This is a genomic window from Nitrincola schmidtii (assembly GCF_008973715.1).
In the GTDB taxonomy this organism is placed as follows: domain Bacteria; phylum Pseudomonadota; class Gammaproteobacteria; order Pseudomonadales; family Balneatricaceae; genus Nitrincola; species Nitrincola schmidtii.
Window position 1 is genome coordinate 21,946 of sequence record NZ_WBOL01000005.1, and the last position, 12,473, is coordinate 34,418.

At 44.8% G+C, this 12,473-nt stretch carries 12 protein-coding genes; 5 read left to right on the top strand and 7 right to left on the bottom strand.

Features of this window, described 5'->3' with window-relative positions:
* The gene (locus tag F7R24_RS05705) at positions 1–1,374 is read right to left on the bottom strand and encodes a class II fumarate hydratase (protein ID WP_151670291.1); all 1,374 of its coding nucleotides are present in this window, start codon (positions 1,372–1,374) and stop codon (positions 1–3) included.
* Positions 1,375–1,483: 109 nt separating this feature from the next.
* Between F7R24_RS05705 and F7R24_RS05710 the strand changes: the two genes are divergently transcribed.
* Positions 1,484–2,467, top strand: a complete 984-nt coding sequence (locus F7R24_RS05710; protein ID WP_151670292.1) for a hypothetical protein — start codon at positions 1,484–1,486, stop codon at positions 2,465–2,467.
* A 26-nt stretch (positions 2,468–2,493) separates the two neighbouring features.
* Here the strand turns inward: F7R24_RS05710 and F7R24_RS05715 are convergent, their stop codons facing one another.
* Positions 2,494–3,174: a hypothetical protein gene (locus F7R24_RS05715; RefSeq protein ID WP_240776004.1), complete on the bottom strand. Its 681-nt coding sequence runs from the start codon at positions 3,172–3,174 to the stop codon at positions 2,494–2,496.
* Positions 3,175–3,305: 131 nt separating this feature from the next.
* Between F7R24_RS05715 and pdxH the strand changes: the two genes are divergently transcribed.
* Positions 3,306–3,956 carry a pyridoxamine 5'-phosphate oxidase gene (gene pdxH / locus F7R24_RS05720; protein ID WP_151670293.1) on the top strand — a complete coding sequence of 217 codons (651 nt, stop codon included), beginning with the start codon at positions 3,306–3,308 and terminating at the stop codon, positions 3,954–3,956.
* A gap of 73 nt (positions 3,957–4,029) precedes the next feature.
* Here the strand turns inward: pdxH and F7R24_RS05725 are convergent, their stop codons facing one another.
* Both F7R24_RS05725 and F7R24_RS05730 read right to left on the bottom strand, forming a co-directional pair.
* A complete protein-coding gene (locus tag F7R24_RS05725; RefSeq protein ID WP_151670294.1) occupies positions 4,030–4,290 on the bottom strand; it encodes a hypothetical protein in 261 nt (86 codons plus the stop codon).
* Positions 4,291–4,678: 388 nt separating this feature from the next.
* Complete coding sequence (locus F7R24_RS05730) at positions 4,679–4,879, bottom strand: hypothetical protein (protein WP_151670295.1); 201 nt, start codon at positions 4,877–4,879, stop codon at positions 4,679–4,681.
* 185 nt (positions 4,880–5,064) lie between these two features.
* On the opposite strand from F7R24_RS05730, the gene F7R24_RS14890 reads away from it, so the two are divergent.
* Positions 5,065–5,199 carry a hypothetical protein gene (locus F7R24_RS14890; RefSeq protein ID WP_276613236.1) on the top strand — a complete coding sequence of 45 codons (135 nt, stop codon included), beginning with the start codon at positions 5,065–5,067 and terminating at the stop codon, positions 5,197–5,199.
* Positions 5,200–5,289: 90 nt separating this feature from the next.
* Here F7R24_RS14890 and F7R24_RS05735 read toward each other — a convergent pair whose 3' ends face one another.
* The 3 genes from F7R24_RS05735 to F7R24_RS05745 form a co-directional block, all read right to left on the bottom strand.
* On the bottom strand, positions 5,290–8,127 hold the full coding sequence (locus F7R24_RS05735; protein ID WP_151670296.1) for a valine--tRNA ligase: 2,838 nt from the start codon (positions 8,125–8,127) through the stop codon (positions 5,290–5,292).
* 126 nt (positions 8,128–8,253) lie between these two features.
* Positions 8,254–8,691, bottom strand: coding sequence for a DNA polymerase III subunit chi (locus F7R24_RS05740; RefSeq protein WP_151670297.1), 438 nt, complete (start codon positions 8,689–8,691; stop codon positions 8,254–8,256).
* Positions 8,691–10,214, bottom strand: a complete 1,524-nt coding sequence (locus F7R24_RS05745; RefSeq protein ID WP_151670298.1) for a leucyl aminopeptidase — start codon at positions 10,212–10,214, stop codon at positions 8,691–8,693. The genes F7R24_RS05740 and F7R24_RS05745 overlap by 1 nt, the downstream gene beginning before the upstream one ends.
* A gap of 97 nt (positions 10,215–10,311) precedes the next feature.
* On the opposite strand from F7R24_RS05745, the gene lptF reads away from it, so the two are divergent.
* Positions 10,312–11,418 carry an LPS export ABC transporter permease LptF gene (gene lptF, locus F7R24_RS05750; RefSeq protein WP_151670299.1) on the top strand — a complete coding sequence of 369 codons (1,107 nt, stop codon included), beginning with the start codon at positions 10,312–10,314 and terminating at the stop codon, positions 11,416–11,418.
* Positions 11,415–12,473 (top strand): LPS export ABC transporter permease LptG, encoded by a 1,059-nt coding sequence (gene lptG / locus F7R24_RS05755; protein WP_151670300.1) that lies wholly within the window; start codon positions 11,415–11,417, stop codon positions 12,471–12,473. The genes lptF and lptG overlap by 4 nt, the downstream gene beginning before the upstream one ends.

The window sequence follows — 12,473 nt, forward strand, 5'->3', positions numbered from 1 at the left end:
CTAGTACGGCTGTGCCATGTGAGCCGGATTCATGAGTTCTTCAAGCTGCTCTCTGGGTATATCGGTCATTTCTACGGCAACATCAATAAGAATTCGACCGCTGGCATAGGCTTCTTTGGCAATTGCCGCGGCAGCATCATAGCCAATTAAGGGATTGAGTGCGGTTACCAAAATAGGATTTTTGAGTAGTGCATCATGGATCCGTTGTTCATTAACGGTAAATCCTGCAATGGCTTTATCTGCTAAGGATGTTGCAGCATTCGCAAGTAATTGAAGGCTTTGTAATAGGTTGTAAGCGATTAAGGGCAGGGCTGTGTTCAATTGGAAGTTACCCCGTTGAGCACAGAAGGTGATGCTTGCGTCATTTCCTGTTATTTGAGCCACTGCCATAATGACCGCTTCAGGTATCACTGGATTCACCTTGCCAGGCATGATGGATGATCCTGGCTGAAGAACAGGAAGGGTGATCTCGCCAATACCTGCATAAGGACCAGAGTTCATCCAGCGTAAATCTTCAGCAATTTTTAACAAAGCGGTTGCGGTTGTTTTTATTTCAGCAGACAGCGCCAAAGCGGTATCTTGACTAGCTTGGGCGGCGAAAGCACTCTCGGGCGAAGAGACATGATAAGTGGTCATGTTGCTGAGATGAGTACAAAAGCGCCGAGAAAAGCCCTTTGGAGCATTTAAGCCTGAACCTATCGCTGTGCCACCCTGGGGAAGTTTCATCAATTCAGGACGAATAAACTCAATGCGCTTTTTGGCTTGCTTGATCTGCACACCCCAAGCCATTATCTCATCTTCCATGCGCATGGGAACGGCATCCATCAGGTGTGTTCTACCTGTTTTAATAACTTCTGATACTTCAGCCGCCTTTCGGGTGCAGCAAGTGTGGAGATGTTGTAAAGCAGGAAGTAACTGGGTATCTAATTGGTGTAATGCACTTAAATGAATTGCGGTGGGAATAACATCGTTCGAACTTTGACTCAGGTTGATATGATCATTAGGGTGTAATTCCATACCTGTTTGTTGTTTGACAAGGGAAGCTAGCACCTCATTGATATTCATATTCGTACTGGTGCCAGAGCCTGTCTGAAATACATCTACTGGAAATGCATCGCTTTCATAGTGGCTCTGTATTTGTTGGGCAGCACTGATAATGGCATTCGCTTGTGCTGTGTTGAGCATACCGAGTTCAGCATTCGTTTGTGCTGCTGCAGACTTAATCTGAGCCAACGCGATAATGAAACTTTTCGGCATCCTAAGATCACTTAGGGTAAAGTTTTCAACAGCACGTTGTGTTTGAGCACCATAAAGAGCCTTTTCAGGAACGCGAATTTCACCCAAGGTATCTTTTTCAGTGCGATAAGCTTTCATAATCCAGTTCCTTAATCTCAGTCGACCTAAGTATACTAGTGGTTATGACAAGTTCCAGAAAAACCGGAATACAATTGTCTTTAAATAGATATGTTTTAAGGATTCGACGATGAGTGTGCTTGCTAGCTGGCCTTCCTCCCACTTGTGCTTAACTGAAACTGAGCGTCAAACAGCTGTGTCAGCAGTTGCTGCTGCGTTTAGCTCTGCTCTGGAAAATCTGCAGGTGGATATAGGCTTTAAAGAAATGGTAGAGCAGATCTATGTCCCGATGGGAGCATGGATAGCCCAGCATCAAAATCAAAAGCAGCAGCCTCTGGTATTAGGTATTAACGGAGCGCAGGGAGCGGGTAAATCGACCCTGTTTAACTTGCTTGAGGTTACCCTAACCGAAGGTTTTGGCTTAAATGTTGTCGGTTTCTCAATCGATGATCTGTATAAGACACGTGCGGATCGAGCAAAGCTAGCAGAGCAAATACATCCCTTATTACTCACACGTGGCGTGCCTGGAACTCATGATATTGAGCTGGGGATTGATATCATTGATTCATTGCTTAAGGCTGATCAGCACAGCGTTACGTCGATTCCGATCTTTGATAAATCGATCGATGATCGCTGCCCTGAGCATACTTGGCAAGAATGGGTTGGTAGACCTGATGTGATTGTTTTCGAAGGTTGGTGCGTAGGTGCAAACCCTCAGTTGGACGAGGCCTTGATCGAGCCTGTGAATGAACTTGAGAGAGTCGAAGACCCAGAAGGTGTTTGGCGTCAATACGCAAATCAACAACTTAAAGAGAAATATGCAGAGTTGTTTGCTCGTTTAGATCTGTTACTCATGCTGCAAGTGCCGAGTATGCAGGCTGTTTTTGAGTGGCGATCACTGCAAGAAAAAAAGCTAGCTGAACGTATGCTGTATATTCACGATACCAAGCAGCCTAGCGATCATTTGCGCATCATGAATGAACAGCAAATCGTAAGGTTTATACAGCACTACGAGCGACTGACACGAGCCATGTTAGAGCAGATGCCTGATCAAGCGGATTTAGTATTAAGATTGAACGAAAACCACAAAATTGAAGAGATACGTATTAACTAAGAATTTGAATTAACAGGTAAATTAGTTTAGATCGGAAACAGTGTTGCCGTTGCGACACTGATAACAACTTTGTTAATACTGCGGTTATTTTTATCCGATACGATTCTTGCCATCATATCTTGATGTGCAATCAGTTTACCAAAGAGGCGTTCAAAGCTTAAGTTTTGTACGCCTCTGTCTGTTACGCCATTACTGAGCAGGAAGAGTTGGCCACGGCTGTCTTTACGATTACTTAATCGCCAAACGATGATCTCTATATTTCTAGCACTGTTGTACAGGCGTTGTTGATTTAGATCATTCAACATAAAAAATTCATCACGGTATTCGTAAGAAGCGTGGATCATTCCAGCGACGCCTATCATAAAAGCAAATACTCTATCTCCTTGAAATGTTTCATCAAAGGCTAGAGGAATCGCATCAACACCGTATCGATAATAAACTTCTGAATGGCTTAATTGTCTTGGTGAATCAAAGATCTGCTGCAAACGCATCTCGATGGTGGTGCCAGCTGGCGCTTTGCTTAACTCACGTGGGTTGCGATGGTAGAGTTTAGTGGTCAATTCTTTAAGTAACTCTGTGGTGATTTCAACATGGGCATCTGCGACTAAATCCACATCGCTCTTAGCCAAATTTTTAATGCGAAAAGGACGATCACTGGAGGATTGGGATAGGCAACCCATCAATAAGCTTGTGATCAAAATTAGCACAAATAACCTGATACATTGCAGGTGTTTATCCTTAATAAGCCGGATGAGTAATCCAAACACGGGCAAGAGTCCTATCTTAAGAGATCATTTTTTCGATATAGTAGCTGCATTATAACAACTGGAGACAGTCCATGAGTCAAGATAAAGTCGATCTCAAGTCATTAAGACGCGAGTATGTGGTAGGCGATTTGAACCGTGAAGATTTAAAAGCTGATCCCATTGAACAATTTGGTGTGTGGTTTAATCAAGCGTTAGAAGCCTATGCGGATGAAGCAACCGCGATGACTTTAGCCACTGCTGACTCCGAAGGTATGCCCTCTGCTCGTGTTGTGCTGTTAAAGCAGTATGATGCAGATGGGTTTAGCTGGTTCACTGACTATCGCAGTGAAAAAGGTCAGCAACTTGAACACAACCCGAAAGCGGAATTGTTATTTTATTGGCCTGATTTTTCCCGTCAGATACGTATTCGGGGTTTGGTCGAAAAACTTCCGGCTGAAGAAGGTCAGCTATATTTCAGCCAGCGTCCTGTCGGTAGTCGTTTGAGTGCTGCGTCCTCTTGTCAAAGTCATCCAGTTGAGTCGCGAGAAGTGCTGGAAAAAACCATTGAATCATTAAAAGCTCAATATCCCGATGGCAATATCGAATGTCCCCCTAATTGGGGTGGCTATCGTTTAATACCTCAGCGTTTTGAGTTTTGGCAAGGGCGTCCAAGTCGATTACATGACCGCTTTGTATTTCAGCTTTCGGATGGTCAGTGGACCATTCAGCGATTACAGCCTTAACCCTCACGTAGAATCCGCTCAACGCGTTTAGCTAAGGTTTCCTACGCTCGATATTGACGATCATATCCAGTGCTTAGGAAACCTTTTCGCGCCATTGCAACTCACCTATCTGCACATTTAACCAATCAAAACCTATGCGTTTAGCTACCGCTGCTGCGCCATCCAAACTTTTGAACTCTCTTTCTGTATTTGAACGTTGAAGATTCAGCGTTAGCACCTCTTTGTCTCGGGTAATGAACTTCAACGTCCATCCACGTGACATGGCGATTGGAGTTGCCTGGCAAGACTCGAATACACCCGCTTTAAAAAGCAGCCTTATTTCCTTCTCTTGCATCTTCATTTCCTCATTTAGATTAATCATTTATTTGTTATGATAATTATAAAATAGAAAATGATATATCGCAAATAAATATTGCAATTTTTAGTTGTGTAAGTTATTGAAATTTATGGATTTTATAAATATTTTTTCAGTTCATGGGTTTTTTCTGAGATGGTATGTAAGCTATTGATATATATGTATTTAAATGAATATCGAGGAATTGGCTTTTTAGAAGAAATTGCTATAAAAAGACGATAAGGAGTAATCAAAAAGCACTTTTTGAATGATTCAAAAGTTATTTTTGATTTTTCTAAAAGATTTGCTGAAAAAGTGCGGTCTAGGGTGAGGATTTGATGGAAGGAAGAAAGGGCATCAAGTCAATGATGCCCTGGGTTTAGCGTGATTAGTTTGACTTGGCTGCGTTGATGCGTGCTTCTAAAGCCTGTTCGATCGCTTCAAGTTTCTTCTTGGTGAGCGCGACTGCTTGATCAGTTTCATCTAACTCAGGTGAGAACTTGATCATGTCCAAGACTTCTACCATGAAGGTTTCTTCGTTCATCTTAATGACTTCTTCAGCTGTCCAACGTTTAAATCGATTGGCCATGTGGATCTCCTTAGGCTAAAACTAATGGGGTCACTTTAAGTTTAGTGTTACATGGCCTAGGTTTACCAGTAACCTTTGTATTAATTCCATTGCTTGATCTGACCGACATAAAAGTTGAGCTACATCAATATTCCGCAATACATATGCGGGTAATCTAGACTCACTAATTTAGGGGGAGAAACAAGATGTTTGGTATAGATACTCACAGTATGGAAGTATTGCTTCCAAGTATGATTGGCATCATCGCTATTACTGCGGTAATGGTATGGACTGGGTTTAAGCTACGTTCGCTGATGAACGAAGATCCAAAAAAGAAGTAAATTGGATAAAGCCATATCTGGTTCGTTCGATCTATGTTCTAACACCATGTAAAACCTGCTAATAGTAATACTATCAGCAGGTTTTGTTTTTTACATGCTAGCAATACGTTGTTGTTGATCCCTTAGACGTAAAGCAGACGATTGCATTTCGCTTAGCTTAGCGCGTTCTTTCTCGACCACATCAGCAGGGGCTTTGCTAACAAATCCTGGATTTGATAGTTTTCCATCCAAACGAGTAATCTCTTTGTCCAGCTTATCCAGCTCTTTTTGTAAGCGAGCCAATTCTGCATCTTTATCTATGATGCCAGCCATCGGAACAAGAATTTCCATCTGACTCACCAGGCCAGTGGCTGACATAGGTGCTTCTTCACCTTCAGCTAGCAGATCGATTTGTTCTAGCTTAGCCAGCTTGTTCAGAAGAATACGTGTTTCTTCTAAGCGGCGCTGATCTTCACTGCTGGCGTTGCGCAGCAATACCTTGATCTCTTTGGCAGGTGACAGATTCATTTCACCGCGAATATTTCGAATCGCCAGCATCACAGCTTTTAGCCATTCGATATCAGCATTGGCTTGAGCATCGATTTTATCGACCTCTGCTTGAGGATAGGCGTGCAGCATGATGGTATCACCTTGCTTGCCAGCTAAAGGTGCTACTTTTTGCCAGATCTCTTCGGTGATGTAAGGCATTAATGGATGTGCTAGACGCAAGATCGCTTCTAACACTCTGACGAGTGTGCGACGAGTTCCACGCAGGCGCTCAGGTGATGCGTGATCATCCCAGAGTACGGGCTTTGACAGTTCCAGATACCAGTCACAATATTCATTCCAGACGAATTCATAAAGTGTATTGGCTAACAGGTCAAAGCGATACTCGGCAAAGTGTTTGTCGATTTGAGCTTCCGTCTCTTGCAAGCGAGAAATGATCCAGCGATCAGCGAGCGTCAAATCAACCGCTTCACCATGAATACCACAGTCTTGCTCTTCTGTGTTCATCAACACATAGCGGGCTGCGTTCCAGAGTTTGTTGCAGAAGTTGCGATAGCCCTCCATGCGATTCATGTCGAATTTAATATCACGACCGGTGGAAGCCAGCGACAAGAAAGTAAAACGTAACGCATCGGTACCGTAGGCATCGATACCTTCAGGGAAGTGTTTACGAGTTTGGTTTTCAATTTTCTTGGCCAGTTGCGGCTGCATCATATTGCCGGTGCGTTTATTCACCAGCGTTTCCAGATCAATGCCGTCAATCAGATCGAGTGGATCAAGAACGTTACCTTTGGATTTAGACATTTTCTGCCCATCCTGATCACGCACGAGTCCATGGACATAGACTTTCTTGAAAGGCACTTGATCGGTAAATTTCAAGGTGAACATAATCATTCTGGCAACCCAGAAGAAAATGATATCAAACCCTGTCACTAGCACACTGCTAGGATGGAAGGTTTTTAGTTCCGGCGTGTCTTCAGGCCAGCCCAAGGTGCCAAAGGTCCAAAGCGCAGATGAGAACCACGTATCGAGTACATCATTATCCTGAGTTAACGGCAGGTCATGACTGAGTTTATACTTTTCGCGTGCTTCTGCTTCGGTGCGAGCAACATAAACATTGCCACAATCATCATACCAAGCAGGAATCCGGTGACCCCACCAGAGTTGACGCGAAATGCACCAGTCCTGAAGATCGCGCATCCACGCGAAATACATATTTTCATACTGCTTGGGTACGAACTGAATATCGCCATTTTCAACGGCTTCAATAGCCGGTTTCGCTAGGTCAGCGACTGCCACAAACCACTGGTCTGTTAATAAAGGTTCGATGACAACACCGGATCTATCGCCATAAGGCACTTTTAAGGCGTGATCTTCAATTTTTTCAAGCAGGCCGTTAGCTTCAAACTCGGCAACAATTTGTTTGCGCGCATCAAAGCGATCCAGACTCAGATAATTTTCCGGTAAACGGTCATCCAGTTCCGCATTGGCTGAGCCATCGGTATTGTAGATTTCGGCACGAGTTAAAATAGCACCGTTAGGATCGAGGATATTGATCATCGGCAGCTGGTGGCGTTTGCCTACTTCATAGTCATTGAAGTCATGGGCCGGGGTGATTTTTACACAGCCACTGCCAAAGTCTGCCTCTACATAGTCATCAGCAATAATCGGAATGCGACGACCGACCAGTGGTAATTCAATGAATTTGCCAACCAAGTGAGTGTATCGGCTGTCTGTTGGATTAACCGCAACTGCGGTATCACCGAGCATGGTTTCTGGGCGCGTCGTGGCAACAACGATATAGTCTTTACCATCAGCTGTTTTTGCGCCATCGGCTAGGGGATAGCGGAAGTGCCATAGGTATCCGCTTTGGTCTTTATTTTCAACTTCCAGATCAGAGATCGCGGTATGGAGCTTGCAATCCCAGTTAACCAGACGCTTGCCGCGATAAATTAGCTTGTCATCGTAAAGACGGATAAACACTTCTTGAACGGCTTTATAGAAACCATCATCCATGGTGAAGCGCTCACGGCTCCAGTCGATCGATGATCCCATGCGTCTAAGTTGGCGAGTAATCGTACCGCCGGATTCTTCTTTCCATTCCCAGATCTTTTCGATAAACGCATCGCGTCCTAAATCATGACGCGTTTTACCTTCTTCAGCGGCTACTTTTCGTTCAACCAGCATCTGCGTTGCGATACCGGCATGATCCGTTCCCGCTTGCCACAGGGTATTTTTGCCGAGCATACGCTGGTGACGGATTAAACTATCCATGATGGTATCTTGGAAAGCGTGGCCCATGTGTAAGCTGCCGGTGACATTGGGGGGTGGAATCATGATGCTATAGGCATCGCCCTGTCCTGACGGCTTGAAGTATCCGCTTTGTTCCCATTTGTCGTACCAAGTACGTTCGATTTCATGTGGCTGATAGGTTTTATCCATGCTTATCTCGGTCAATGTGATTTGGGACTGGGAAGTGATTGCTCTGCGTGAAATCGCAAGGCTTCCAGAAAACCCGATATTATAACGGTTGAAGTCAGGAGGGTGTAGGGTTGTCGTAAATTAGATTTACCGAGATCGCTGGCGCATATCCGTTCGGTGCATTTCATAGCCTAACTCTCGACACCTTGCATAGTTCTGTCTTGAAACTTGCAGCAATTCGGGTTCTTGAATCACTACCTCAGCAATGCGAGTAAACTCAAATGCAACCTCAGGTAATTTGTTGGCAGCATTAATGATTAGCTCTCGATGACTTGGTAGCTGGTCAGCATAACCAATACTGATCGGTGCTACGGGTTCAGTGCCAATCAAATAATGCGGTAAGAAGCTTTCCTCAGGGAAACTCCAAAGAAGTCGATCTAGGCGTTCAGCTTGAGCGGGGTGCTCAGTGAAAATGAATACACTGAGCTGTTGCTGCAGAGCCTTTTCACAGACTCTGCAGATAAACCGCATTCGGCTGTCATCATCTGCTTGCGGCAGAATGTAATAATCAGCTCGACGAGACATCAGTGGTGATGATGTTCAGCTTCAGATGTTTCAACCAGCTCTGCTTGATCGATCAGATATTGACAGAGTAACGAAACGCAGCGACCAGTGGCGCCTTTCTCTTTTCCAGCACTGTTCCATGCCGTACCGGCAATATCCAAGTGTGCCCAAGGGTATTGTTTGGTAAAGCGCGATAGGAAACAAGCCGCAGTAATGGTTCCAGCCGAGCGACCCCCAATGTTGCCCATGTCGGCAAAATTACTATCAAGCAATTCTTGGTATTCATCCCACAACGGCAGTGGCCATGCACGATCGGATGCGTAGTCACCTGCTTTCAATAAAGATTCTGCCAATGATTCATTATTTGAAAGTAGGCCGCTGGCGTGATGTCCCAGTGCAATAATGCATGCACCAGTTAGGGTGGCAACATCGATAACGCTGGCAGGCTTGAAGCGTTCAACATAGGTCAGCGCATCGCACAAGACTAAACGACCTTCAGCATCGGTATTCAAAATTTCCACGGTTTGACCTGACATGGTAGTCACCACATCACCGGGTTTAGTCGCTTGGCTACCGGGCATGTTTTCAGCGGCAGCAACGACAGCCGTGACATTGATCGGTAACTGCATTTCCGCAACTGATTCAATCGCGCCAATTACGCTAGCGGCGCCACACATATCGAACTTCATTTCGTCCATGCCAGCACCTGGCTTTAAGCTGATGCCACCCGTATCAAAGGTGATACCTTTGCCGACGAGTACGTGAGGCGCTTCATCTTTTTTGCCACCACGATATTCGATGATAATAAGCTTTGAAGGTTGAGCACTGCCACGACCCACAGATAAAAGGCTGTGCATGCCGAGCTTTTCCATTTTTTCTTCATCAAGTACTTTGACTTTTAACGAATCAAACTCTTCAGCGAGTGCTTTAGCTTTATCCGCAAGATAGGTTGGTGTGCAAATGTTGCCGGGCAGATTGCCAAGCTCTCTTGCAGCATTAACACCGTTCGCAATGGCAACACCATCAAGTAAAGCACTTTCACCTAGTTCTATCTCTTCATCATTCAGAACAATGGCATATTGCTCTAATGCAAGAGGGTCGGCTTTTTTACTTTTAGTGGTGTCATATTGATAAAAGTCGGCCGATGTCCACTCAGTTAATAAGCGTGTTTGACGATAAGGGTCAGAGTGGTCACTGGCTAAACCATCCAACGCTACCGCAACACTTTTCAGTTTTAATTTGCTGATGGTTTGATTGATGCCCTTGACCAGTTTGCGGTAATGACGATCTTTACGTTCATCCGGCTTTCCAAGACCCACCACTAATAAACGAGGTGAGGTGAGTCCGGGTAAATTGCGCAGAAGATGTTGATCTCCGGCTGCACCTGAAAAATCTCCTGAATTGATCAGCCCTTTGATAGCACCCTGAGTTACTTCATCCAATTTTGCGGCGGTTGGGCTAAGTTTTCCTTCCGCTTCAACACCCACTACTAAGCATTCAGTGGTAATTTTTTCTGCTGCGTCACCGAGAATTTCAAAAAACATGAGCACTCCAAAGAAGACTTTCAATAGCGATTAGGTAATAATGACACTATAAACCATTTTCATCCTTCGAAACCATGTTGGTGACTAGGATTCTGCGTTGATTATATTTCGTTACATTACTCGTGAAGTGCTAGCAAGCACCTTAGCTGTCACCGCGGTACTGATGTTAATCATCACTAGCGCCAGACTGATTAAGTATTTATCTGATGCTGCTGCTGGAAAGCTAGAGGCAGGCGCTGTGTTGCTGGTGCTATTCTACCGTATGCCAGGATTTCTTGAATTGTTGCTTCCGTTAGGGCTTTTTTTAGGAATATTGCTCGCTTATGGTCGTTTATGTTTAGACAGTGAAATGGTGGTGCTAAGAGCAACTGGCTTTAGTGATCATCGTTTGCTGCGATACGCTTACGGGCCAAGCGTGTTTATTGGTCTTTTGGTGATGTTGCTCAGTCTTTGGCTGACGCCTTTGGGATTGCAAAAAGCAGAGCAGCTTTTAGCCGCACAAGATGCTAGAAGTGAGTTAGAACTGGTAACGCCTGGGCGTTTTTTATCTCAATCTTCTGGTCAAGTGACCTATGCCGAAGCGGTAGCGGGTGATCAATTAAAGCAGGTTTTTTTATCGCGACGCGGCGATGATGGTCGACCCAATATTTTGATTGCTGAAGCCGCTGAACGACGACTCTTTCCAGAAGCTCAGCAACGTTTTTTAGTGCTCTTAAATGGCTATCGTTATGATGGACGTCCTGGCGAGAAAGAGATCACTCGTATTCGCTATAGCGAATACGGTGTTCAACTAGAAGAGCCTGAATTAGCTGCTGAAATACGTGAAATCGATGCTAAACCAACCGCTATGCTGTTAGCGTCAGATAATGTTCGTGATAGAGCAGCGTTGCATTGGCGTTTTGCATTACCGGCTTTGGTTTTGGTGGTTGCGCTCTTAGCTGTGCCTTTGAGTTATACCAATCCTCGTCAAGGACGTTTCGCAAAGTTGATTCCCTCTATTTTGCTTTATTTGCTCTATATGGCTTTCCTAACCACTGCTCGTTCCAACGTTGAATCGGGTGCTTCGCCGTTGCAGCTTTGGTCGGTTCATCTTCTGTTCTTAGGGGTGGCTGTTAATCTGCTTTATTTAGGTGATTATTGGCGACGAGCATATGGTTTTCTAATATCCCTCTGGCGCAGAGTGTTTAACAAGGCAATTGCATGACAGTCTTAGAGCGATATATCTTTCGTCAAGTATTTCAGTCAGTAATGGTCGTGTTGCTGGTCATTTTGGGTCTTGATGTACTGATCGCCTTTCTTGATCAAATGAGTAACCTTAACGATCACTACACCCTAGCGGGTGCGGTTCATTATGTTACTTGGACCATGCCTCGTCGTCTTTACGAATATGTGCCGTTAGGTACCTTGGTGGGTGTGATGATTGGTCTTGGGATGATGGCGTCGCAAAGCGAGTTAACCGTGATGCGAGCGGCTGGCGTCTCGACAGGTCGTATATTGATGACGGTTTTTAAGCCAGTAATGTTAATGGCTGTTTTAGGTCTCGTCTTAGGACAATTTATTGCGCCGGTCACTGAGCAGCGAGCTCAAAGCGTCAGAGCGATTGCGATGGCAGGTGGTGGAAGTTACTCCGCTAGCGGCGTTTGGCATAAAGAAGGTAACACCTTTATTTTTATTAACGCCGTTGAAAGCGGTGAAAAAATTCACGGTGTCACTCGCTATGAGTTTGCCGATGATTTACAGATGGTGCGCAGTAGCTTTGCACGTTTAGGTGAATATCATGATGGCGCCTGGACGTTACAAAATGTAACGGAAACGCGAATTTTGGATGAGCAAACGCAGACACAGCGTTTGTCTGAAGAGCGCTGGAGCAGTGGTCTAACACCGGAGCTTTTGTCAATTGTGGTGGTGGAGCCTGTAGATCTGTCGATCACTGGGCTGTGGGATTATTCTGCGTATCTAAAGCAGCAAGGGGTTAGTGCAGATGTTTACCTACAAGCTTTTTGGGCTAAACTGTTGCAGCCATTATCAATTGCAGCATTAGTACTGGTCGGTATCTCTTTCGTATTTGGGCCACTGAGAAGTGTGCCTATTGGGCAGCGAATTGTGACCGGTGTTATTTTAGGTGTGGTGTTTAAGTTTGCTCAGGATCTGTTAGGGCCAGCAAGTAGTGTTTATGGTTTTCCACCACTGTTAGCAACATTGTTGCCAATTTTGTTTTGTGCCTTGGGTGGCATCTATCTATTGAAACGTGCCGGTTAA